The sequence below is a fragment of the Rhodococcus sp. NPDC055112 genome (genome assembly GCF_053607505.1).
In genome coordinates, this window is record NZ_JBSGTR010000004.1 from 35,251 (window position 1) to 56,419 (window position 21,169).

General features: G+C 69.4%; 20 protein-coding genes and 2 pseudogenes. 8 read left to right on the forward strand and 14 right to left on the reverse strand.

The genetic code is table 11. From position 1 onward, the window contains the following. Nucleotides 1-47 precede the first annotated feature (47 nt). Complete coding sequence (locus ACWFRB_RS03525; RefSeq protein ID WP_452638871.1) at nucleotides 48-1,781, forward strand: Ig-like domain repeat protein; 1,734 nt, start codon at nucleotides 48-50, stop codon at nucleotides 1,779-1,781. Here ACWFRB_RS03525 and ACWFRB_RS03530 read toward each other — a convergent pair. From ACWFRB_RS03530 to ACWFRB_RS03540, 3 genes and pseudogenes are all read right to left on the reverse strand, one after another. Continuing rightward, a pseudogene (locus ACWFRB_RS03530) lies at nucleotides 1,778-2,072 on the reverse strand (IS30 family transposase); the annotation flags it as partial. The gene ACWFRB_RS03525 and the pseudogene ACWFRB_RS03530 overlap by 4 nt on opposite strands. Nucleotides 2,073-2,218: 146 nt before the next feature. After that, a complete protein-coding gene (locus tag ACWFRB_RS03535) occupies nucleotides 2,219-4,129 on the reverse strand; it encodes an Ig-like domain repeat protein (protein ID WP_452638873.1) in 1,911 nt (636 codons plus the stop codon). Between the two features lie 327 nt (nucleotides 4,130-4,456). Next, entirely contained in the window at nucleotides 4,457-4,813 is a 357-nt protein-coding gene (locus ACWFRB_RS03540) for a sigma factor-like helix-turn-helix DNA-binding protein (protein WP_452638875.1), read from the reverse strand. Between the two features lie 74 nt (nucleotides 4,814-4,887). On the opposite strand from ACWFRB_RS03540, the gene ACWFRB_RS03545 reads away from it, so the two are divergent. The 4 genes and pseudogenes from ACWFRB_RS03545 (at nucleotide 4,888) to ACWFRB_RS03560 (ending at nucleotide 6,087) form a co-directional block, all read left to right on the forward strand. Further along, nucleotides 4,888-5,292: a short-chain fatty acyl-CoA regulator family protein gene (locus tag ACWFRB_RS03545; RefSeq protein WP_452638876.1), complete on the forward strand. Its 405-nt coding sequence runs from the start codon at nucleotides 4,888-4,890 to the stop codon at nucleotides 5,290-5,292. Then, nucleotides 5,243-5,353 carry a short-chain fatty acyl-CoA regulator family protein gene (locus tag ACWFRB_RS03550; protein WP_452638878.1) on the forward strand — a complete coding sequence of 37 codons (111 nt, stop codon included), beginning with the start codon at nucleotides 5,243-5,245 and terminating at the stop codon, nucleotides 5,351-5,353. The genes ACWFRB_RS03545 and ACWFRB_RS03550 overlap by 50 nt, the downstream gene beginning before the upstream one ends. A gap of 260 nt (nucleotides 5,354-5,613) precedes the next feature. Next, nucleotides 5,614-5,883: pseudogene (locus tag ACWFRB_RS03555) on the forward strand (recombinase family protein); the annotation flags it as partial. Between the two features lie 114 nt (nucleotides 5,884-5,997). Continuing rightward, complete coding sequence (locus tag ACWFRB_RS03560; RefSeq protein ID WP_452639016.1) at nucleotides 5,998-6,087, forward strand: helix-turn-helix domain-containing protein; 90 nt, start codon at nucleotides 5,998-6,000, stop codon at nucleotides 6,085-6,087. A gap of 133 nt (nucleotides 6,088-6,220) precedes the next feature. On the opposite strand, the gene ACWFRB_RS03565 is transcribed toward ACWFRB_RS03560, so the two are convergent. Further along, complete coding sequence (locus ACWFRB_RS03565; protein ID WP_452639018.1) at nucleotides 6,221-6,835, reverse strand: PaaI family thioesterase; 615 nt, start codon at nucleotides 6,833-6,835, stop codon at nucleotides 6,221-6,223. Nucleotides 6,836-6,938: 103 nt separating this feature from the next. Here ACWFRB_RS03565 and ACWFRB_RS03570 point away from each other — a divergent pair, with 103 nt between their 5' ends. Then, nucleotides 6,939-7,307, forward strand: a complete 369-nt coding sequence (locus ACWFRB_RS03570; protein WP_452638879.1) for an STAS/SEC14 domain-containing protein — start codon at nucleotides 6,939-6,941, stop codon at nucleotides 7,305-7,307. 12 nt (nucleotides 7,308-7,319) lie between these two features. Here ACWFRB_RS03570 and ACWFRB_RS03575 read toward each other — a convergent pair whose 3' ends face one another. From ACWFRB_RS03575 to ACWFRB_RS03600, 6 genes are all read right to left on the reverse strand, one after another. Then, entirely contained in the window at nucleotides 7,320-8,210 is an 891-nt protein-coding gene (locus ACWFRB_RS03575) for a 3-methyladenine DNA glycosylase (protein WP_452638880.1), read from the reverse strand. Further along, nucleotides 8,207-9,295 (reverse strand): hemolysin family protein, encoded by a 1,089-nt coding sequence (locus tag ACWFRB_RS03580; RefSeq protein WP_452638881.1) that lies wholly within the window; start codon nucleotides 9,293-9,295, stop codon nucleotides 8,207-8,209. The genes ACWFRB_RS03575 and ACWFRB_RS03580 overlap by 4 nt, the downstream gene beginning before the upstream one ends. After that, nucleotides 9,288-10,661 (reverse strand): hemolysin family protein, encoded by a 1,374-nt coding sequence (locus ACWFRB_RS03585; protein ID WP_452638882.1) that lies wholly within the window; start codon nucleotides 10,659-10,661, stop codon nucleotides 9,288-9,290. Before ACWFRB_RS03585 ends, ACWFRB_RS03580 begins: the two co-directional genes overlap by 8 nt. A 265-nt stretch (nucleotides 10,662-10,926) precedes the next feature. After that, nucleotides 10,927-12,363 carry a GMP reductase gene (guaB1, locus tag ACWFRB_RS03590; protein ID WP_452638884.1) on the reverse strand — a complete coding sequence of 479 codons (1,437 nt, stop codon included), beginning with the start codon at nucleotides 12,361-12,363 and terminating at the stop codon, nucleotides 10,927-10,929. Between the two features lie 3 nt (nucleotides 12,364-12,366). Next, on the reverse strand, nucleotides 12,367-13,248 hold the full coding sequence (locus ACWFRB_RS03595; protein WP_452638885.1) for a DMT family transporter: 882 nt from the start codon (nucleotides 13,246-13,248) through the stop codon (nucleotides 12,367-12,369). Between the two features lie 3 nt (nucleotides 13,249-13,251). Continuing rightward, on the reverse strand, nucleotides 13,252-14,610 hold the full coding sequence (locus ACWFRB_RS03600; RefSeq protein ID WP_452638887.1) for a DEAD/DEAH box helicase: 1,359 nt from the start codon (nucleotides 14,608-14,610) through the stop codon (nucleotides 13,252-13,254). A 195-nt stretch (nucleotides 14,611-14,805) separates the two neighbouring features. Here ACWFRB_RS03600 and ACWFRB_RS03605 point away from each other — a divergent pair, with 195 nt between their 5' ends. Continuing rightward, nucleotides 14,806-15,291 (forward strand): DUF4262 domain-containing protein, encoded by a 486-nt coding sequence (locus ACWFRB_RS03605; protein ID WP_452638888.1) that lies wholly within the window; start codon nucleotides 14,806-14,808, stop codon nucleotides 15,289-15,291. An 81-nt stretch (nucleotides 15,292-15,372) separates the two neighbouring features. Here the strand turns inward: ACWFRB_RS03605 and gndA are convergent, their stop codons facing one another. Continuing rightward, nucleotides 15,373-16,830, reverse strand: a complete 1,458-nt coding sequence (gndA, locus tag ACWFRB_RS03610; protein ID WP_452638889.1) for an NADP-dependent phosphogluconate dehydrogenase — start codon at nucleotides 16,828-16,830, stop codon at nucleotides 15,373-15,375. A gap of 167 nt (nucleotides 16,831-16,997) precedes the next feature. Beyond that, the gene (locus ACWFRB_RS03615; RefSeq protein WP_452638891.1) at nucleotides 16,998-18,686 is read right to left on the reverse strand and encodes a DEAD/DEAH box helicase; all 1,689 of its coding nucleotides are present in this window, start codon (nucleotides 18,684-18,686) and stop codon (nucleotides 16,998-17,000) included. A 495-nt stretch (nucleotides 18,687-19,181) separates the two neighbouring features. Between ACWFRB_RS03615 and ACWFRB_RS03620 the strand changes: the two genes are divergently transcribed. Beyond that, complete coding sequence (locus ACWFRB_RS03620; protein ID WP_452638893.1) at nucleotides 19,182-19,733, forward strand: OsmC family protein; 552 nt, start codon at nucleotides 19,182-19,184, stop codon at nucleotides 19,731-19,733. A gap of 18 nt (nucleotides 19,734-19,751) precedes the next feature. Here ACWFRB_RS03620 and ACWFRB_RS03625 read toward each other — a convergent pair whose 3' ends face one another. Then, complete coding sequence (locus tag ACWFRB_RS03625; RefSeq protein ID WP_452638894.1) at nucleotides 19,752-20,696, reverse strand: M56 family metallopeptidase; 945 nt, start codon at nucleotides 20,694-20,696, stop codon at nucleotides 19,752-19,754. A gap of 27 nt (nucleotides 20,697-20,723) precedes the next feature. Next, on the reverse strand, nucleotides 20,724-21,146 hold the full coding sequence (locus tag ACWFRB_RS03630) for a BlaI/MecI/CopY family transcriptional regulator (protein ID WP_452638896.1): 423 nt from the start codon (nucleotides 21,144-21,146) through the stop codon (nucleotides 20,724-20,726). Nucleotides 21,147-21,169: the final 23 nt, after the last annotated feature.

Sequence of the window (21,169 nt, forward strand, 5' to 3'; positions counted from 1 at the left end):
GCCCCAGCGCTTGGTCGTACCGGCAACGCTCTATCCGAGAGGTCCCCATGCGTAGTACCCGCGCCCGCCGTGCCGCGATGATCGGCACCGCGGCAGTCCTTCTGGTCGCGCCGTGCGTGGCCCTCGCCCAGGCCGAACCCACCCCACCGGCGCCCGCGTTGCCCGCGGACATGGTGGCCGCGATCCAACGCGACCTCGGACTCAACCCCGCCCAGTACCTCGAGCAGGCAGACACGGGGCAGGAGCTGCTGAGGTTCGCGGACACCCTCCGCGGTAAGTTCCCCACCGCGTTCGCCGGCGTGTGGCTCGATGCGGCCGGCGCGCCGTTGGTCGGTCTGGCCGACGGACCGGACAAGGCCGCCGCCCGCACCGCCGTCGAGGCCGCCGGCTATCAGGTCAAGGACCAGGCGCGCAGTGAGCAGGCCCTGTCCGGCCTACTCGGCCAGCTCAACACCTGGGTTCAGCAGTTGCCCGCACCGCTGGCCGGCCTCATCAACGGCACCGCGATCGACCCCGCCGCCAACGACATCGCACTCGAAGTCAAGGACACCGCCGAGGGCCAGGCCCTGCAGCTGCCCGACTTCCTCAACTTCGTGCACGTGGCGAAGGGACCGGCCGGCTCGTCCGAAATGCCCGGGCTCGGCTCACTCGGCTCATCCGACCCCACCAAGCCCACCACCACCAAGCCCACTGAACCGACCACTACCAAGCCGACCGAACCGACCACCACCAAGCCCACTGAACCGACCACTACCAAGCCGACCGAACCGACCACCACCACCACCAAGCCGACCACCAACCCCGTTGCCTCCGCGGTCGCCCTCGACCCCATCACCGCGGCACCGGGCACCAATGAGTACACGTTGACGGCGAAGGTCACCCCCGTGGCAGCGGGTGGCACCGTCGAATTCAAGGACGGCACCACCGTTCTCGGCACCACACAGGTCAAGGCCGACGGCACCGCCGCCAGGATTTGGTACCCCGAAACCAACGGCAAGCACACCATCACCGCCACCTTCTCCGGCCGCAACGGCGTCACCGGATCCACCACCACCGCGCAGGTCACCGTCACAACGGTCGACAACACCACTCCCATGCCCACCACCACCAAGCCGACCGAGCCCACCAAGCCGCTGGCTGCCGACGCGGTCCTCGGTGGCGACGAATACGGCACCGAGAACGAGAACGGGGACAAGAGCCTCTGCTCGTTCGGTTTCAACGGCACCGACGCATCCGGCCACGCGGTGAACATCTCCGCCGGACACTGCGACAAGGACGCAGCTGAAGCGGGCACTCTTTACGCCTCAATTGCATTCGAGGTCATCGGCGATCGCTTCGAGAATCGTTACGGCACCTTCGACAAGACAGTCATGAACGGCAGTGACTACTCGGTGATCAAGATCGACGACAACGTCGCTAAGCGCTTCGAGAACAACTTTGTTCGCGCCCCCGGCTCGGCCCCGGTCGCGATCACCGGCACGGCAGATCCCGTGGTCGGGGCTCCGGCGTGTAAGTCCGGCAAAAGCACCGGCTACACCTGCGGCAAAATCACCCGTATCAACGAACGCCGCACCCTCGGATCGGCGAAATTGAACAACGCCTTCGGCGCGAACCTCTGTTCGGGTCATGGCGACAGCGGTGGCCCCGTACTGACCGGCACCAAGGCACTCGGCATCCTGAACGGCAGCACAATTCCGTGCGGGGGTTCCCTCAGCACCATCTCGGTACCGATCAAGGAGATCCTCAAGGAGAACCCCGGTCTGAAGATCCGCACCAACTAGCGGGTCAGCAGATCACGCAGACGCTCGGCTGGGATATTCCAGTCGAGCGTTTTGCGTGGACGGCGTTGAGTTGGCGGGCGACGTGTTCGAGGACTACGGGACCATGGCACTCAGGTCGGCGCCCTTCGGAAGTGCTGACGCAGAAGACCATTGGCGTTTTCGTGGGTGGCGAGCTGCCAAAGGGAGGCGGGGTTGCAGAAGTAGACGGGCATGTCGGTGCCATCGTGAACTGCTGGTGCCACGCCATCTCGCAGCCCTTTCCCAGGTCAGCGACCCACGCAGGTGCGCGGACACGGGCGATATGACGGCTATCAGGCCAACCGGTTACCGAACTCGGCCACATTCCTCGAAAACGACCCGGTCGTCGCAACCTCCCAAATCGAGAGTGTTGCGACGACCGTGCGGTGCCACCCCATCAACTCACTTCGGGGCACAACCTAGTTGGTGCGGACCTTCAGGCCAGGGTTGTCCGCGAGGACCGAGTTGATCGGCTGCCCGTACGTCTGCTTGGAGGGGTCACAATCCCAGCCGCTGCCGGCGACCGTGACGCCCAGCGCCTTGGTACCGGTCACAATGGCTCCGCCGCTGTCACCGGGGATCGAACATACCTGCGCGGCGAAGGCATTGGGCACCCTGGCACCTCGGGGACCGGAATTCATGGACACGTCGACGGCGGTGATCTTGCCGCAGGTGAAGCCGGTGACTTGGCCGGACTTGCACACCGGCGCCCCGACCACGGGATCTGCCGTGCCGGTGATCCGCACCGGGTCCCCGCCGTAGGTGGAAACAAAGTTGTTCTCGAATCGACGGCGGTCGTCGATCCTGATCAACCCATAGTCAAAGCCCTCGAAGACGACCTTCTCGAAAGCGCCGACGTAGCTTCCCCCCACGAACACCCGCGGGGAGCCTCCGCGGCTGAGGTCACAGTGTCCGGCGGTGATGTTCACCGGCTTGCCGTCACCGTCGGTGGCGTTGAAACCGAACGAGCAGGGGTCGCTGGCGGTCTCGCCGGACCGGTAGCCCTGGCCACCCATGACGGCGTCGGGGGCCGGCGGCTTGGCCGTGGTGGTGGTGGGCTTGGGGGCCTCTGCGACGGTGACCTGCGCCGTGGTGGTGGATCCGGCGACGCCGTCGCGGCCGGAGAAGGTGGCGTCGACGGTCGCCTTGCCGGCGACCTCGGGGGTCCACTTCAGGGTGGCGGTGCCGTCGGCGCCGACCGGCACTTCGTTGGAGATGTTTCTACCGACCTCGTTTACCTCGAACGCGACGGTGCCACCCTTAGCTGCGGGCGTGACCTTCGCCTTCAGCGTGATCGCCTTGCCGACGGTGGCTCCCTTGATGGGGTCGAGGGTGGTCGTGGAGGCAACGGGGTTGTTGTCGGCGGGTGCGACGGTGACCTGCGCGGTGGTGGTGGATCCGGTGACGCCGTTGCGGCCGGAGAAGGTGGCGGTGATGGTGTGCTTGCCGTTGGTTTCGGGGTACCAAATCCTGGTGGCGGTGCCGTCGGCCTTGACCTGTGTGGTGCCGAGAACGGTGGTGCCGTCCTTGAATTCGACGGTGCCGCCCGCTGCCGCGGGGGTGACCTTCGCCGTCAGCGTGTACTCATTGGTGCCGGGTGCCGCGGTGATGGGGTCGAGGGCGACCGTGGAGGCAACGGGGTTGGTGGTCGGCTTGGTGGTGGTGGTGGTCGGTTCGGTCGGCTTGGTGGTGGTCGGTTCGGTGGGTTTGGTGGGGTCGGATGAGCCGAGTGAGCCGAGCCCGGGCAGATCGGACGAGCCGCCCGGGCCCTTCGCCACGTGCACGAAGTTGAGGAAGTCGGGCAGCTGCAGGCCCTGGCCCTCGGCGGTGTCCTTGACTTCGAGTGCGATGTCGTTGGCGGCGGGGTCGATCGCGGTGCCGTTGATGAGGCCGGCCAGCGGTGCGGGCAACTGCTGAACCCAGGTGTTGAGCTGGCCGAGTAGGCCGGACAGGGCCTGCTCACTGCGCGCCTGGTCCTTGACCTGATAGCCGGCGGCCTCGACGGCGGTGCGGGCGGCGGCCTTGTCCGGTCCGTCGGCCAGACCGACCAACGGCGCGCCGGCCGCATCGAGCCACACGCCGGCGAACGCGGTGGGGAACTTGCCGCGGAGGGTGTCGGCGAACCTCAGCAGCTCCTGCCCGGTCTCGGCCTGCTGAAGGTACTGGTCCGGGTTGAGTCCGAGGTCGCGTTGGATCGCGGCCACCATGTCCGCGGGCAACGCGGGCGCCGGTGGGGTGGGTTCGGCCTGGGCGAGGGCCACGCACGGCGCGACCAGAAGGACTGCCGCGGTGCCGATCATCGCGGCACGGCGGGCGCGGGTACTACGCATGGGGACCTCTCGGATAGAGCGTTGCCGGTACGACCAAGCGCTAGGGCCGGGTCAGCGCCAGAGACTGTAGGGGTCATATCCGCCGCTGCCTACCGAAAATTGATGGGATGAATATCGGAGCGGGGGCATGCGTCGGTGGCCCAGACCTTGCGGGTCGGGGCATAGCCCCTGGAACCAGAAAAGGGGGGCCTCGGGTGAACTACACCCCGGAAGTTGGAGAAGGACTCACACTGGTCAGCCGTTGGGGTTGCCACCAGCGGCGAGCGTTTCGGTTTGGCACATACTGTTGTCGCCTTTGTCGCGAGAACTCACACCGCGCCGTGCAGATCAGGTTCTCGGCGGCGCGTGGGTCTTCGCCTCTTGGATTTTGGCTTGCACCTCACGTGTGAGTTCGAATACCTGCTCAACAATTGAGGGAGTGTGTCGCTCGGCTTCGGCCTTGTAGGCGCGGTGCAGGATCGTGCCCACACCGCCGACCGTTATGCCGACCTCGTCCGCGATCTCGCGTAGTTTGAGGCCCTCGGCGCGCAGTTCCAGCACCCGGCGGCGGCGTTCGGCGGCACGTGCCTCGTACTCGGCCCGGGGCTCGGGCATTCTGTTGCGTACCTTGCGCGGTGAGACACCGAGTTGCTCGGCGCCTTCGCGGGCCGAGCGGGTCCGTCGTGCGGGGGTTTCAGCGCCCACCGGCGGGTTCCTTCCTCATCAGGTCGCGGTCGATCGCACACCGCGGTTGGTGGCCGCGATTTCTCTCGCGGCGCTTGTCGGTCATCGACCGGTCCCACCGGGCTGATGTGCGTGCGCTCAGGCCCGCGGTGTCGACGGCGATGCCGGCGGCCCAGAACGCGGTGCTCAGGCCCCTGCTGGACCAGGGCACTGCGTTAACCTCGCGCCGCTCTGCCGACGGGCGGAACGGTAGTACAAATCGGACAGAGCTGAACAGTAATCCCATACGTATTGACAAGGCACTGTTGTCGGTGGGGATCGCGCGCACGACGGACGACGGAACCCGCCCGTACGGCACCTTCAAGCGCAACTTCGCCGTCGGACTCGGCTGCGACATCACCCATGCAGGCCGGCTCGTCTATGCACGGGGACTGCGCCTCGACGAGCCAGTTGCTCCCAGTCCCGATCGGTACAGGCTGCAAGATCTGCGAGCGGACTGACTGCGCTCAGCGGGCCTTCCCGCAGATCGGACGCTCGATTCGCGTGGACATCGACTTGTAGCCAGATGCCGTACCCGCCAGCCTCCTGACGGCATCCCCTGGAAGAATCCCGCCACTTTTCACTGAAGGTCACAGGGGAGTGGCGACGAGCGACCAGCGCCTCACGTGTCCCAAAAACCTGTCTCAATGCTGGTGTCCCGAAACCTGGTGCTGTCGGTGAGTTCTGGGACACTCACGGCCGTGAGCGCACTGTTGGGTTAAGCCCGGGCCTCGACCGCCGACCAGAACCTTGACCTCCAGACGGACGCTCTCAGCGCCGCCGGGTGTTTCCGAGTCTGGACTGACACCGCCTCCGGCGCGAAGACCGACCGGCCGGAGCTTGCCGCCGTGATGGACGCGCTCCGGCCGGGCGACATTCTCGTCGTGTGGCGGCTCGACCGCCTAGGCCGCAGCCTCCCGCATCTGATCGAGACCGTCACCGAGCTCGAGCAGCGCGGGGTGGCGTTCCGCCCGCTGGCCGAGGCTATCGACACTTCGACCGCCGGCGGGAAGCTGATCTTCCACATCTTTGGTGCGCTCGCCGATTTCGAGCGCAGCCTCATCCGAGAGCGAACTGTCGCTGGCCTCGCTGCCGCCCGCGAGCGCGGCCGAGTGGGGGGCCGCCCGGCCGCGCTCACCGCCGCAAAGAAGCGACAGGCCAACAGGATGCGGGCTGACGGCGTCCCCATGCCCGAGATCGCCGAAGTGCTCGGAGTTGCCCGAAGTACGTTGTACCGGCACCTCGGTGGAGTGTGATCGTGATGCTGCGCGGTTCAGGGCATTTCGTGTATTCAGGAGCCGAGACACGCCGCTAATGATCACCACCGCATGAGCCGCGGCCGTGACACCTCCGGTCGGCGTTGCCGGTGGGCGGTGTCGAGGTGCGACCTCAGTTCTGCGTTGCAGGACCGATGAAGATCCCCTCGGCCTCGACGGTGACGCCCATGGCGTCCGAGAGGGTTCCGACGACGATGGTCTTGCGGCCCTCGTTGCGATCGATCCGGGCCTCGGCGCGCAGCGGTCCGAGTGGGGTGCCGCGCCGGTACCGCAGCGTGAGGGTGCCGGTGAACCGCGGCTCGATCGAACTGGCGGTGGTGCCGAGCAGGTGATCCATCACCAGTGCGCAGATCCCGCCGTGCACCAGCCCCGGTGGGCCCTCGTAGGCGGCGCCCAGGGTGACCTCGGTCCAGTGCAGGCCGCCGTCGTCGGACTCGATGACCAGCGGGGGAGCGATCGCGTTCCGCAGGCCGATCCCCGCGTTGCCCCAGGCGATCGACTCGCCGTCGGCGGTGAACCGCATCCCGAACCCGCCGTCGATCTGTGTCGCGCGCAGCTTCGCGGTGGCGGCGACGATTGTCGCCTCCACCTCGCGGATCACCGCCTCGTCGACCTCGGTGCGAATGGTGGCGTCGACGAGTTCGCGGACCGCCGCGGTGAGCGGGCCGTAGAGCGCCCGGCGCCGGTCGAGTTCCTGGGTGTCGATGTCTTCTCGGGTGAACTTCACCGTGTGATCGTGCAGCACGCGTCCGAAGGACGCGAGCGATTCGGTGCCCTCGGCATTCCCACGTTGCGTCACACCGGGACTCGACCTGTGGAACCATGGATCCGTGATCGAGACCATGGAAAACCTGCCCGCAGGCACCCTGGGATTTCGGGCGACGGGGACGGTGACAGCGCAGGACTACAAGGACGTCCTCGACCCGGCCATCGACGCGAAGATCGCCGAGCACGAGAAGGTCAACATCGTCTATGTGCTCGGCGACGACCTGAGCCGCTACACCGCCGGTGCGCTGTGGCAGGACGCCGAGCTCGAGTCACGTCCACGGCACAGCTGGGGTCGCATCGCACTGGTCACCGATCACGAGTGGATCGACAAGGCGATTCACCTGATCAGCTTCCTCATTCCCTGCGAGGTGCGTTCCTTCGCGCTCGCCGAGGAGCCGGCCGCGATCGAGTGGGCCTCGCAGGGGGCGTGAGCGCCGGCGGAGTCACCGGTTCAGCAGTGCCCCGCACTTGGCCAGCAACTCCTCGCGCAGCGGCGCCGCGCGCTCGGCGAGCGCCGACTGCTCTCGAACGTAGTCCGCTCGGCCCTGCGGGGTCTCGATGGTGACCGGCTCGTAGCCGAGCGCGCTCAGGTCGTACGGGCTCGCCCGCATGTCGAGTTCCCGCGCGGCCATCGCCAGTTCGAAGCACCGCAGCAGCAGGTCGGAGTCGACCAGCGGTGCCAACTTGTAGCACCACTTGTAGAGATCCATGCCCGCGTGCAGGCAGCCCGGCTGTTCCCGCGCTGCCTGGCCCTCGCGCTGCAGTGCGGTGTCGTTGCGGCCCACCGCGTCCGGGGTGAAGAACCGGTACGCGTCGTAGTGCGTGCAGCGCAGGTTCATCGACTCCACCACCGCATCGGTGCCGTCCGGCCCGAGTCGTAGCGGGGTGCCCGAATGCCGGACCGCTTCCGCGCCGCCGCGGTACACCATCGCCCACTCGTGCAGCCCGAAGCAGCCGAGCTGCGCGGGCCGCGCGGCGGTGCCCGCGAGCAGGCGCTGGGTGAACTCGAGCATCGAGCGGCGCTGGGTGAGCATGCGGGGATCGGCCTCGGCGTCGTCGCCGCACCGGTGGTACCCGGAGTAGTCCCAGTACTCGCGCGCCGCGGGCCCGGTCAGCCGCACTCCCAGGCCAGGGTGCCAGCGTCGCAGCTGCGCGGGTCGCAGGCTGTAGTAGGTGAACAGGAAGTCGATCACCGGGTGCTTCTCGCCGCGGGTCTGCCGGGACAGGTGCGGCCCGATCAGGGCGTCCACCCGGTCCCGGTGCGCGTCGCGGCGGGCGGTCCACTCGTCCTGCGTGAGGACGAGTGGACCGCTCGAGAGGTCAGGCCGTGTCACGGTGTCCGTTGCCCCGGCACCGCGTCGTCGATCCGGTGGGTACCGTCGCGCACGGTACCGATGAACTCCTCCACCAGGTCCTCCAGCGCGACGATGCCGATCGTCTGCCCGGTCTCGTCGACCACCGACCCCAGGTGGCTGCTCGCGCGCCGCAGCGTCCCGAGCGCCTCGTCGAGCGGGGTCTGCACCTGCACCTGCGGCAGCGGTCGCACGTCCGAGCGGGGGATCACCGTGTCCGGACCCGCTTCGACGTCACCGACCTCGTCGAGGACGTCCTTGAGATGCAGGTACCCGGCCAGTGTTCCGTCGGCCAGCCGCGCGGGATAGCGGGAGTACCCGGTCTCGATCACCGCCTCCTCGACGGCGCCGAGCGTGGTCCCGCTCGCGGTCAGCGGCACGCTGCGCACCTTGTCGAGCGGGATCAGCACGTCCGCGACGGTCCGGTCGGCGGTGTGCAGCGCCAACGTCAGCCGTCGGTGCTCCTCCTCGTCGATCAGCCCCTCGGACCGGGACTCGCCGATCATCTCGGCGAGCTCCAGCGCCGACACGGTGGTGTCCAGCTCGTTCTTCGGCTGTACGCGCATCAGCCGCAGCGTCGCGTTCGCGCAGAGGTTGTAGAACGCGATGAGCGGGCGGACGAGCCGGATGAACGCCAGGTGCATGGGCACCAGCAGCATCGCACTGCGTTCCGGCCCGGCGATGGCGATGTTCTTCGGCACCATCTCGCCGAGCAGGATGTGCAGCACCACCACCAGCGAGAGCGCGAGCGTGAACCCGATCGGGTGCAGGAACCCGGCAGGCACGCCGAGGGCGTCCAGCGGCGCCTCGATCAGGTGCGCGATCGCGGGCTCGCCGACCCGGCCGAGCAGGATCGAACAGATCGTGATTCCGAGCTGCGCGCCCGCCAGCATCAGCGAGAGGTTCTCGCCTGCCCTGATCACCGTGCGTGCGCGCTTCTTGCCCTGCGCCTCCAGGGCCTCGAGACGGTCGCGGCGCGCCGAGATCAGCGCGAACTCGGCTGCGACGAAGAACGCGTTGCCCGCCAGCAGGAGAACGGTCAGGGCGACCGCGAACAGGTCACTCATCGTCGTGCTCCTTCGTCTCCGTCGAGTGGTCGGCCAGGTCGGCGACCGGGGTCAGCACCACCCGGTCGATCCGGCGGCCGTCCATCGCGGCGACCCTGGCTATCCAGCCGCCTGCGGACCTGCCGTCGTCGTCAGGATGGGGCAGCACCACCTGGTCGCCGACCTCGGGGATCCGGCCCAGGTGGGCAAGGACGAGTCCGCCGAGGGTGTCGTACTCGCCCTCGGGTGCCGAGTAACCGGTGGTCAGGGAGACCTCGTCGATGCGCAGCAGGCCCGAGCAGATCCAGCTGTCGCCGCTGCGCTGCACCTCGATCTCCGGCTCGTCGTGCTCGTCGCGGACGTCGCCGACGATCTCTTCGATCAGGTCCTCCATGGTCACCATGCCCGCGGTGCCGCCGTACTCGTCGACCACGAGCGCGACCTGCATGCCGTCGGCCCTGACGCGCTCCATCACCTCGTCGCCGTCGAGGCTCGACGGCACAACGGGGACCTTCTGCGCGATGGTGACCAGCGGCGTGCTGGCGCGGCCCGCGGCGGGCACCGTGAACGCGTGCTTGATGTGCACGACGCCGACCGTGTCGTCCAGGTCGCCGTCGACGATCGGGAACCGCGAGAAGCCCGTCCGTGACGCGGCCTCGATCAGGTCGGCGACGGTGTCCCGGAGTTCGAGGGTCTCGACCTTCACCCGCGGGGTCATCAGCTCCTCCGCGGTGAGCTCGCCGAACCTCAGCGAGCGATCGACGAGCAGGGCGGTCCCGGCGTCGAGTGCGCCGCGGCGCGCGCTGGTACGCACCAGTGAGCCCAGTTCCTGGGGGGAGCGCGCCGAACGCAGTTCCTCGGCGGGTTCGATGCCGAGCCGTCGGACCACCCAGTTGGCTGATCCGTTGAGCCCGTTGATCGCCCACTTGAACGCCGTCGAGAACCCGGCCTGCAGGCCCGCGGTGGCGCGCGCGGTCTGCAGCGGGCGGGAGATGGCCAGGTTCTTCGGCACCAGCTCACCGAAGATCATCGACAGCGAGGTGGCCAGCACCAGGGCGAGCGTCAGCGAGATCCCGGCTGCGACCGATTCGCTGATGTTGACCGCCGTCAACAGCGGTGCGATGAGCTTGGCCAGCACCGGCTCCGCGAGATAGCCGGTGATCAGCGTGGTGATCGTGATGCCGAGCTGGGCGCCGGAGAGCTGGAACGAGAGCGTGCGGTGAGCGTGCTGCACCTGGCGCGAACGCCGGTCGCCGTCGCGCGCGTGGGAGTCGACGGTGCTGCGCTCGAGCGCGGTGAGCGAGAATTCCGCAGCCACGAACAACGCGGTGCCTGCGGTCAGTGCCGCGAACCCGATGAGGCTCAAGACGGTGAGTGCGATCTCCATCAGCTATCGCCGCCGAGCGTGGGTCCGAACAGTAGGGGCTGTGCGCCGGGTTTGTCGCCCGGCTCGGTAGAGGAGCCCTCCGTAGAGGTGCTCTCGTCGCCTGACTCGGTCGAGTCGACGACGGTGAGAGTGGGTGCCTCAGGCACCTTGTTCCTTCCTGTTGTGCGCAGGCTTTCCCTGCGCGTGTGTGCGTGCAGACCACGATTCTACCGGGCACGGGGGACCGTGCCCGGTAGTCGAGGTGGTGCGTCGGTGTGTCGGCTCGCTACCAGCCGGCCGGCAGCGGGCGCCCCTCGGCGAACCCGGCCGCGGACTGGACCCCGAGCAGCGCCTTCTCGTGCAGCTCCTCGACCGTGCGGGCACCGGCGTAGGTGCAGGTGCTGCGCACGCCGGAGCAGATGTGGTCGATGAGGTCCTCGACGCCGGGGCGGTCCGGGTCCAGGCGCATGCGGGAACTCGAGATGCCCTCCTCGAAGAGGCCCTTACGGGCGCGATCGAAGGCGCTGTCTGTGGCCGTCCTGGCCGCGACCGCGCGCTTGGACGCCATGCCGAAGCTCACCTTGTAGGCGTTGCCCGCCTGGTCCATCCGCAGATCGCCGGGGGACTCGTAGGTGCCGGCGAACCAGGAACCGATCATCACGTTCGACGCGCCCGCGGCGAGGGCCAGTGCTACGTCGCGGGGGTGCCGGACGCCGCCGTCCGCCCATACGTGGGCGCCGAGTTCCCGTGCGGCCGCAGAGCACTCGGCCACCGCGGAGAACTGGGGCCTGCCGACGCCGGTCATCATCCTGGTGGTGCACATCGCGCCGGGGCCGACGCCGACCTTGACGATGTTGGCACCCGCGGCGATGAGGTCCCTGGTGCCTGCCGCCGAGACGACGTTGCCCGCCGCCAGCGGCACACCGAGGTCGAGCGACGCGACGGCGCCGAGCGCGTCGAGCATCTTCTGCTGGTGACCGTGTGCGGTGTCCATCACGAGCACATCCGCGCCCGCCGCGACCAGTTCCTTCGCCTTCGCGGCCACGTCGCCGTTGATGCCGACGGCCGCGGCGACTCGCAGCTTGCCGTCCGCGTCGAGGGCCGGTTCGTAGATGCCCGCCCGGATGGCGCCGGTGCGGGTGAGCACACCGGCAAGGGTGCCGTCCTCGTTGACGATGACCGCAATCGGGTCGTGCTTGGTCTCGAGCAGCTCGAAGACCTCGCGCGGGGAGGCCGTCACGGGCGCGGTGACGAAGTCGGTGATGGCGACGGAGCGGAGCCGGGCGAAGCGGTCGACGTCCGCGCACGCGGCCTCGGTGACGACGCCGATCGGCCGGTCGTTCTCGACGACGACAAGGGCGCCGTGCGCGCGCTTGGGCAGCAGCGCGATCGCGTCGGAGACGGAGTCCTCGGGGCCGAGGGTGACCGGGGTGTCGGCCACCAGGTGGCGGCTCTTGACGAACGCGACGGTCTCGGCGACCGCGGAGGCCGGGATGTCCTGAGGGATGACCACGATCCCGCCGCGGCGCGCGACGGTCTCGGCCATCCGGCGTCCGGCGACCGCGGTCATGTTGGCGACGACGATCGGGATGGTGGTGCCCGATCCGTCGAGCGTGGACAGATCCACGTCGAAGCGCGAGGTGACGTCGGTGCGATTGGGCACCATGAAGACGTCGTCGTAGGTCAGGTCATAGGGCGGCTGCTGGCCGTCGAGGAAGCGCACGTCTTACGAGAGTACCGGCTGCGAGGCCTGGGCGTGGGTGGTCACATCGGCCTGGGATCGGGACAGCCCGACCGTGGTGACGACCATGACGAGCACCGCGACAGCGATCAGCGCGATGCCGGGGCCGTGCACCCGGAGCCGCTCGCCGAGCACCGCGAACCCGAGGGCGGCGGCCACCAGCGGCTCGGCGATGGTGATGGCGGGCAGCGAGGCCGAGAGCGAGCCCGCGTGGAACGCGCGCTGCTGGAGGTAGAACCCGGTGAGTCCGGCGGCGATCAGGGCCCAGGTGGTCCAGTTGCCGAGCACGGCCGCGGGGCCCAGGTGCAGCAGGTCGATGACGGACTTGGTCAGCGCGACCGCCACGCCGTACAGCGCGCCGCTGGCGAACCCGAGCAGCAGGGCCCGCGGGCCGGGGCCGATCCGGGTCATCGCGACCGCGACCGCTGCGGCGACCAGTCCGAGGACCACCGCGAGCGGGATCAGCCAGTCGGCGATCGCCGCCGAATTGTGGCCCTCGGTCGGATTCCCGACGATCAGGAACACGACGAGCGCCGCCGCCAGCGCCAGCGCCATCGCCCAGGTGCGCGCGGTCATCCTGGCGCCGCTGAACCGGGCGGAGAGGGGGAGAGCGAACAACAGCGAGGCCACGATCAGCGGCTGCACCACCAGCACCGACCCGACGCCGAGCGCGATCGCCTGGAAGACGTATCCGCCGCCGTCGCCGAGCAGTCCCGCCCACCAGCGCTTGCTCCGAATCAGCTCGGCGAGCAGGGCATCGTCCTCGGCGACCCCGGCCGCCGCGCTCTGCTGTGCGACGGAGCCGCAGGCGAACAGCAGAGCGCCGATCAGCGCGAATGCGACTGCCAGCAGCGGGGTTCCCGACATCGCTCAGTGTCCTCCTCGGTTGCGGTTGCGGTGGCCGTGTGCCCCTGCGCCGCTGCCGCGCCGCCCGCCCGAGCGGACCGTTGTCGCGCCAGGACGCCTGCCACGGGTACCCGGTCCGGTGGCCCGCTCCTTCGGGGCCGTCGGCGCAGGCGCGGAGGGCGGGGGCACAGGGACGCCGGTGGGCTCGCAGGCGCCGGTCAGGGCGACGAGTTCGGGTGCGCCCGGGCGTACCTCGACGCCGACGACGTCCACGCCTGCCTTCGCGGTGAGCGCGGCGACCTCGCCGCGTTGGTCGTCGGTCACCAGGGTCACCACCGTCCCGGATTCGCCTGCGCGAGCGGTCCGTCCGGCGCGATGCAGGTAGTCCTTCGCCTCGGCGGGAGGGTCCACGTGGACGACCAGGTCGATCCCGTCCACGTGGATGCCGCGGGCCGCGACATCGGTGGCGACGAGAACGGGGGTGTCGCCGTCGGCGAACGCCGCGAGGGTGCGGGTGCGGTTGCTCTGCGTCTTGTCGCCGTGCAGTGCCCCCGCGACGACGCCGGCCGCCCGAAGCTCCTCGGCCACCCGGTCCACGCCGTGCTTGGTGCGAACGAAGAGCAGGGTCTTACCGCTGCGCGAGGCGATCTGGGCGAGCACGACCCACTTGTCGGCCTTGCGTACGTGGAGCAGGTGGTGCTCCATCGTGGCCACCGAGGCGGCCACCGGCGCGGTGGCGTGGGTGACGGGATCGTGCAGGTAGTCCTGGACGAGATCGTCCACTCCGCCGTCCAGGGTCGCGGAGAAAAGCAGTCGCTGACCGTCCTTCGCCGTCTGGTCGAGCAGGGTGGTGACCTGCGAAAGGAACCCGAGCTCCGCCATGTGGTCGGCCTCGTCGATCGTGGTCACGCGGACGTCGGCAAGCGAGGCGGCGCCCTGGGCGATCAGGTCGGCCATCCGGCCGGGCGTCGCCACCAGCAGGTCCACCCCCCGTGCGAGTCGCTGCGCCTGTGCCTTGATGGGTAGCCCGCCGACCACGCAGGCCAGGCGCAGACCGAGCGAGAGCGCGGACTCGTCGAGGGCCTTCTCGATCTGCGCGGCCAGTTCCCTGGTCGGCGCGAGCACGAGCCCGCGGGGGCGCCCTGGTGCGCTGGGGGCTCCCTTGAGCCGAACCAGCATCGGCAGCCCGAAGGCGAGGGTCTTGCCGGAACCGGTCGGCCCGCGCCCCAGCACGTCCCTCCCGGCCAGGATGTCGGGGATCGCGGCGGCCTGGATCGGGAACGGGGCGGTGATCTTCTCGCGGTTCAGCGACTGCACCAGCAGCGGCGGAAGGCCGAGGCCCGCGAACGTGTCTGCGGGTCCTGTGGTGGCTGGGTCGGACATGTCGCGGTTGCCTCCGAGTGTTGGGCCGCGGGGCGCCCCCGATCTCACGGAACGTCGTCGGCGCGTGCAGTGAGATTACCGCTCCGAAGCGTGGGTTCCGTCATTCGTGCTGCATGACGTCGCCGCGGGTGCGCGGTGTCGGTGGCACGGCGCATGATCTTGATCGAACGTACATTCGATCTCGGGAGGGTGGTCATGTGTGAGATCTGCGAGGGGATGACGCCGGAGCAGGCGCATCGAAAGATGCTGCGGAACATCGACAGGTTCGGATGGGCGCTGCAGTATGTCGAGTCCTCCGTCGACGAGCGGGGCGTCCATCCCGCCTTCTGTTACACGGTCGGGTTGACCGAGATCGGCTGCCCCGAGGTGATCGTCACCGGCAGAACCGCGGACGAGTCGGTGGCGGTCCTTGGCGGCCTCGCCCGCCGGTTGTGGCACGGCGATCGGCTCGTGCCGGGGGAGCGGCTCGAGGTCGGCGGGCTCGAGGTGTGCCTGATCCGGGCGCGCGAGTACGAGTCCTGGCTGTTGCGCGCGGTCGGGTTGTACGGGCCAGGGGACGTGTCCGCGGTTCAGGCGGTCTGGGCCGACTGTCAGGGGCTGATGCCGTGGGAGGCCGCGATCAGCTCGACCATCGTGCAGCCGCTGCTGGGACCGCCGCCGGGCGGCCGGATGGTGGCCTGACGAGTCGAGCCCGGCCTCCCGTCGGCGGACACACTTCGGTGTGCGCCTCGGGAGGCCGGGCTCGCGGGACGTCGGCGACTGCTACGCCTCGACCTCGCTGCGGTCACCGCTCCAGAGCGTGTGGAACTTGCCGGGACGGTCGGTGCGCTCGTAGGTGTGGGCGCCGAAGAAGTCGCGCTGCCCCTGCGTGAGCGCGGCCGGCAGGCGCTCGGCACGCAGGCCGTCGTAGTACGACAGGGAGGAGGCGAAACCGGGGACCGGGATGCCGAGCATGGTCGCCGTGGCGACGACGCGGCGCCAGCTGTCGATGCCCGCCTCGATGGACTCCCGGAAGTACGGGGCGAGGATCAGGCTCGGCAGGCCCGGGTTCTCCTCGTACGCGTCCTTGATGCGGTTGAGGAACTGCGCGCGGATGATGCAGCCGCCTCGCCAGATGGTTGCCAGGTCGGCGGGCTTGAGGTCCCAGTTGTACTCGGCACTGCCCGCCGCGATCTGGTCGAACCCCTGGGCGTACGCGATGATCTTCGACGCGTAGAGGGCGGCGCGGATGTCCTCGGTGAATTGCGCTGCATCGCTCGGCTTCTCGCCGAGCTCGCCGGATGCGAGGCCCGCCGCCTGGGCGGCCGCGCGCTGGGCGCGCGAGCCGGAGAGGGCGCGGGCGAAGACGGCCTCGGCGATGCCGGTGACCGGGACCCCGAGGTCGAGCGCCGACTTGACCGTCCAGCGGCCGGTGCCCTTCTGCTCGGCGGCGTCGACGATCACGTCCACGAGCGCCTGACCGGTCTTGGCGTCCTTCTGGCGCAGCACCTCCGCGGTGATCTCGATCAGGTAGGACTCGAGGGTGCCTGCGTTCCACTCGGTGAACACATCAGCGATCTGGCCGGCGTCGAGGCCGAGCGCGTCGCGGAAGAGGTGGTAGGCCTCCCCGATCAGCTGCATGTCGGCGTACTCGATGCCGTTGTGCACCATCTTCACGAAGTGGCCTGCGCCGTCGGGGCCGATGTGGGTGCAGCACGGGGTGCCGTCGACCTGAGCCGCCACGGACTCGAGCAGCGGTCCGAGGGACTCGTAGGACTCCTTGGGGCCGCCCGGCATGATCGACGGGCCGTTCAGCGCGCCCTCCTCGCCGCCGGAGATGCCGGCACCGACGAAGTGCAGTCCGCGGTCGCGGAGGGAGGCCTCGCGGCGGATCGTGTCCGTGTACAACGCATTGCCACCGTCGATGATGATGTCGCCCGGCTCCATCGCGGAGGCGAGCTCCTCGATCACCGAATCCGTGGCGTCTCCCGCCTTCACCATGATCAGGACGCGGCGCGGCTTCTGCAGTGCCGCAACGAACTCTTCGACGGTCTCGGTGCGGACGAAGTCTCCGTCACCGCCGTGCTCGGCGATGAGGGCGTCGGTCTTCGCGACGCTTCGGTTGTGCAGTGCCACGGTGTGTCCGTGCCGGGCGAAGTTCCGGGCGATGTTGGAGCCCATCACGGCAAGTCCGGTGACGCCGATCTGCGCGCGGGCGGTCGTGCTGCTGTTCTCGGTCATGCCGTACACCTTCCCTTGCTGGGCCCGCGAAGAAAAGCGCGGGGTCCCGATAGCTGTCGACGGGGGCGGGTGCCGTCCGTCGTGTGCCGGATAGCCCAGACGCCACCGACCGCGGGTGCGGTCGGTGGCGTCTGGGTGTCTGTGTCGAGCGCGTCGGCGCTCAGCGATCAGCGATCGCCGCGCGGGCCTTCGAATCCGTCGTACGAGCGGCGCTCGGTCCGGCTACGGAAGCCGCCGGAACGCGAGGAATCGCCGCTGCGCTGGGGGCGATCCCCGTAGCTGCGCTCGCCGTTGCCGGAGTCGCGGTTCGGGCGGTCGCCCTGCGGGCGGTCGCCGTAGGGACGGCTGCCGTGCGAGCGCTGGTAGCCACCCTCGCTGCGCTGGGGGCGGTCGTTGTACTTGCGCTCGCCCTGGTAGCCGCCCTCGGAGCGGTTGCCCTGGTAGCCGCCCTCGGTGCGGGGACGGCTGCCCTGGTAGCCGCCGCCGTCACGCTGCGGGCGGTTGCCCTGGTAGCCGCCACCCTCACGGCGGGGACGGCTGCCCTGGTAGCCGCCCTCGCGACGGGGCCGGTCGCCGAAGCGATCGCTCTTGAAGTGCTGTTCGCGGACCGGCTCGCCGCTCGGCGCCTTGGCGCCGGTGATGGTGGCCAACTCCTCGGATCCGGGCGCGACGTTCACCGCGGTGGCGTCCACCCCCGCCATCCCGGTGAGCTTGCGGACCAGACGGCGCTGGTTCGGCAGCACGATCGCGACGACCGTGCCCTTCTCGCCCGCGCGGGCGGTCCGGCCTGCGCGGTGCAGGTAGTCCTTGTGATCGGCGGGCGGATCGACGTGCACGACCAGGTCGATGCCGTCGACATGGATGCCGCGGGCCGCGACGTCGGTGGCGACCAGCACCGGGGTGCGGCCGCTCTTGAAGCGCTCGAGGACGCGGGTGCGCTGGTTCTGGGCCTTGCCGCCGTGCAGCGACTCGGCCGGGATGCCAACCGCACGAAGGCGATCGGTGATGCCCTCGCAGCCGAGCTTGGTCCTGGCGAACATGATGGTGCGGCCGTCGCGGGCGCCGATCTCGGCGAGGACGACGTCCTTCTGGCCACGATCGACGAGGAGCACGTAGTGCTCCATGGTGTCGACGCTGGCCTTGCCGTCCTCCGTCGAGTGCGTCACGTGGTCTGCCAGGAACTGCCGGACCAGGGACTGGACCTCGCGGTCGAGGGTCGCGGAGAACAGCAGTCGCTGACCGTCGGGCCGGGTCTCGCCGAGGATCGAGCGGACCTCCGGCAGGAAGCCCATGTCGGCCATCTGGTCGGCCTCGTCGAGCGCGGTGATCTCGACCTGGTCGAGGATGCAGGTGCCCTGCCGCAGGTGGTCGCCGAGGCGGCCGGGGGTGGCGACGAGGATGTCGACGCCGCGGCGCAGCTGCTCGACCTGCTTGGTGAACGGCATGCCGCCGACGGCGGCGAGCACGCGCACGCCGACCGAGGACGCGTACGGGTACAGCGAGTCGACGACCTGGATCGCGAGCTCACGGGTGGGCACCAGGACCAGGGCGCGCGGCCGCTTGGCCGCGGGACGGTCCTCGTGCTGCGCGAGCCGGGCCAGCATCGGCAGGCCGAATGCGAGGGTCTTGCCGGAACCGGTCTGGGCGCGACCGAGGACGTTCCGGCCTGCGATGGCGTCCGGGACGGCCATGGCCTGGATCGGCGACGGCACGGTGATGCCGTTCTTGGCGAGGGCGGCGACCACGGGTGCGGGCAGGCCGATCTCGGCAAAGGTGACGGTGGGAGTCTCCTCGGCGGGCGAGGGGGACTCGAGCGGCTCCAGTTCCTCGGGGGAAACGGGGGCAGCAGAAGACATGTGGACAGCGTCGGTCACGCGGATACCTCTCCGGACGTCGGGCGCGTCGCGGAGCGCGAGCTGTCATGCAGCACGCAAAGAGACGAGCCAGGGCACATTTTCGCCTGGCCTTTCCCGGTGACATTACGGCCGGGGGCGGGGCTGGGTGCCTGAACAATCAATTGGTGGACCGCGATTGCGGCCGTCGTTCAGTGTACGCGAGCCGCCGGAAAACCACACGTCAGCGGGGTTGTGACGTGGGCAACTGCCTGACTGGCGGCCGTTGGAGCGTGCGGAGTCCCTGTGCACCACCAGGATTCGCCGGTTAGCATCGCCTGGTGACCGACACCCACGTGACCGATGCGGCTATGGCCCTCGTCCGTCGTCGGCACATCGATCTTGCGCTGGTGTGTGCCGCCGCTTGTCGCGGCCGCTGATCCGACCTGAACCGCGACCGTCGCTCGCGGAGTCGAATCCTGCGACGTTCACCAACATCCTGCGCAAGGAGACTTTTCCATGTCCACGATCAATGCTGCGACCACCACGACCCCGATCCCCGATGCCGCGACCTCACATCTGGGCGGCATCATCCGCGCGACCACCGACGCCGTCCGCAAGGATCGCGCCAACGCACAGGTCCGGTTCACGGCGAATGCGACCGCACACGACGCCGTCGCCAGCACCGTCCGAGCAGGCAAGCACTTCGTCGAGGTGGACGAGCCGCCCGCGCTCGGCGGCGGATCGACCGCGCCCAACCCCGTCGAGTACTACCTGGCGGCGCTGCTGTCCTGCCAGGTGGTGACCTATCGGTTCTGGGCGGACAAGCTCGGCCTCGAGATCGGGGACATCACCGCCACCGCGGAGGGAGACCTCGACGTGCAGGGCTTCTTCGGTCTCGACGAGGCGGTTCGCCCCGGTTTCGGCGAGGTGCGGGTGACCGTCACTCTCACCGGACCGGAGAGCGCCGAGCGGTACGCGGAACTGCAGGAAGTGGTCGACGAGCACTGCCCGGTGCTGGACCTGACCCGCAATCCGACCCCGGTGCGGACCGTGCTCCAGGTCGCCTGACACGGCGACGGGTCGGGCTCAGCCCCGGAACAGGCGGCTGAGCTCGACCAGCCAGGGCACCGCGACGGCGATCGTCGGCACCACGAGGATGGCAACCGACGTGAGGTACGCGGCGGCCGCGAGCTGCAGATCGTTGCCTTCGCCGCCGAGCCGTTTGATCCTGGTCAGGGTGTGCGGACCGCCTGCCGCCATGGCGCCGACGGGGGCGCTGGAACCCGAGCAGGCGACGAGCGCGCGGGCCAGGGGAGTGGGTCCGGTGACCTTGAGGGCCGAGTCGTCGGCGAGCATCTCGACGAGCAACTGGACGCAGCCGAGAGCGGACTTGCTGCGGACCACCCGAGGGAAGGCCTCGTTCACCGCGGTGAACGCCTCGAGCACCAGGTCGTGCCTGGCGCGAAGGTGGGAGCGCTCGTGCATCAGGATCGCCGTGATCTCCTCCCGCTGGAGGCTCGCCAGGGTGCCCTCGCTGAGCACCACCCGTTGGCGGAGGCCTGGCAGGCAGTACGCGATCGGTTCGGCGGCGCTGAGCACCCGGAGGTTCGAGTTGCGTCCGCGCTGCGGGTCGCGCTGGTCGAGGAGATCGACGAGCATTCGGTGCCGGGCGCGGCGCCTGCGCGTGCGCACACCGACCGAGGCGATGGAGAACACCAGCTTCGCGCCGATCAGGAGGGTGAGCGCGAGCACCACTACGTAGGCGATCCACAGCGGCAGCCCGAGCGCGTCGATCTCGGCGGTGGGCGCGGTGGTCGGCCTGCCGTCGGGGCCTGGTACCAGCAGTTCCGTCGCGATCGCCAGCCCGGAACTGAACGCAGACAACACGGCCGCGAGCGCGATGGCCTGCCACAGCACCAGTGCCGCCCTTGGCGCCCGATGGGGCCAGGTGGCCCGGGAGAGGAGGGCTGGCACCGGCCCTGCAAGCAACAATGCGAGCAGCGCGAAGGCCAGTGCGGTGGTGGGGTTCATTGCCCACCCATCATCCACATTGTGGGGTCAGCTGGCGCGATCGGTCCCCGGATCGACGCTCCGGAGGGTGGCTTTGGACGCCTCCGACGCCTCGAGCGCGGCGAGTGCCTCACGCAGCGCGGCCGCCTCGTCGGCGCCCACCTGCCCGACGAAATGCACCAGCGCGGCGACCCGGCCGTCGGATTCGTCTGCCTGCTGCAGTGCGTCGACCATCAGGCTCGCGACGAGCTCGTCGCGGCCGTGCACGGGTACGTAGCGGTGCGCGCGATCGTCGCGCTGCTGAATCACCAGGTTCTTCTTGGCGAGACGCTGCAGGACCGTCATCACGGTCGTGTAGGCCAGCTCGCGGCGCGTGGCGAGAGCCTCGTGCACCTGTCGCACGGTCTGCGGTTCGGAACTGGACCAGAGGTGGTCCATGACTGCGCGCTCGAGTTCCCCAAGTCCTGCCATAGGAACAGTGTACGGACTGTCCG

What these genes read in the sequence shown, in the direction of transcription:
- ACWFRB_RS03525 (WP_452638871.1), top strand. Translation starts at nt 48, where the DNA reads ATGCGTAGTACCCGCGCCCGCCGTGCCGCGATGATCGGCACCGCGGCA.
- ACWFRB_RS03535 (WP_452638873.1), bottom strand. Translation starts at nt 4,129, where the DNA reads ATGCGTAGTACCCGCGCCCGCCGTGCCGCGATGATCGGCACCGCGGCA.
- ACWFRB_RS03560 (WP_452639016.1), top strand. Translation starts at nt 5,998, where the DNA reads ATGCGGGCTGACGGCGTCCCCATGCCCGAGATCGCCGAAGTGCTCGGA.
- ACWFRB_RS03580 (WP_452638881.1), bottom strand. Translation starts at nt 9,295, where the DNA reads ATGAGTGACCTGTTCGCGGTCGCCCTGACCGTTCTCCTGCTGGCGGGC.
- ACWFRB_RS03585 (WP_452638882.1), bottom strand. Translation starts at nt 10,661, where the DNA reads ATGGAGATCGCACTCACCGTCTTGAGCCTCATCGGGTTCGCGGCACTG.
- ACWFRB_RS03595 (WP_452638885.1), bottom strand. Translation starts at nt 13,248, where the DNA reads ATGTCGGGAACCCCGCTGCTGGCAGTCGCATTCGCGCTGATCGGCGCT.
- ACWFRB_RS03600 (WP_452638887.1), bottom strand. Translation starts at nt 14,610, where the DNA reads ATGTCCGACCCAGCCACCACAGGACCCGCAGACACGTTCGCGGGCCTC.
- ACWFRB_RS03605 (WP_452638888.1), top strand. Translation starts at nt 14,806, where the DNA reads ATGTGTGAGATCTGCGAGGGGATGACGCCGGAGCAGGCGCATCGAAAG.
- gndA (WP_452638889.1), bottom strand. Translation starts at nt 16,830, where the DNA reads ATGACCGAGAACAGCAGCACGACCGCCCGCGCGCAGATCGGCGTCACC.
- ACWFRB_RS03615 (WP_452638891.1), bottom strand. Translation starts at nt 18,686, where the DNA reads ATGTCTTCTGCTGCCCCCGTTTCCCCCGAGGAACTGGAGCCGCTCGAG.
- ACWFRB_RS03620 (WP_452638893.1), top strand. Translation starts at nt 19,182, where the DNA reads ATGTCCACGATCAATGCTGCGACCACCACGACCCCGATCCCCGATGCC.
- ACWFRB_RS03625 (WP_452638894.1), bottom strand. Translation starts at nt 20,696, where the DNA reads ATGAACCCCACCACCGCACTGGCCTTCGCGCTGCTCGCATTGTTGCTT.
- ACWFRB_RS03630 (WP_452638896.1), bottom strand. Translation starts at nt 21,146, where the DNA reads ATGGCAGGACTTGGGGAACTCGAGCGCGCAGTCATGGACCACCTCTGG.